This is a genomic window from Pseudoalteromonas sp. SIMBA_162 (genome assembly GCF_046535955.1).
Taxonomy (GTDB): Bacteria; Pseudomonadota; Gammaproteobacteria; order Enterobacterales; family Alteromonadaceae; genus Pseudoalteromonas; species Pseudoalteromonas marina.
Window position 1 is genome coordinate 1 of record NZ_JAWJBQ010000441.1, and the last position, 270, is coordinate 270.

At 49.6% G+C, this 270-nt stretch carries 1 protein-coding gene; it reads left to right on the forward strand.

Features of this window, described 5'->3' with window-relative positions; all coding sequences use genetic code 11:
• The coding region (infC, locus tag R0J88_RS20400; protein WP_410900935.1) for a translation initiation factor IF-3 at positions 1-265 on the forward strand (265 nt) is incomplete at its 5' end.
• Positions 266-270 lie beyond the last annotated feature (5 nt).

Here is a 270-nt window from a genome sequence, read left to right on the forward strand (position 1 = left end):
TAAGGAAATTAAATTCCGTCCTGGTACAGATGAAGGCGACTATCAGGTAAAACTCCGCAGCCTGATTCGCTTTCTCGAAGAGGGTGATAAAGCCAAAATCACGCTGCGTTTCCGCGGTCGTGAGATGGCGCACCAGCAAATCGGTATGGAAGTGCTTAATCGCGTGAAAGACGATTTGCAAGAACTGGCAGTGGTCGAATCCTTCCCAACGAAGATCGAAGGCCGCCAGATGATCATGGTGCTCGCTCCTAAGAAGAAACAGTAAGGCCT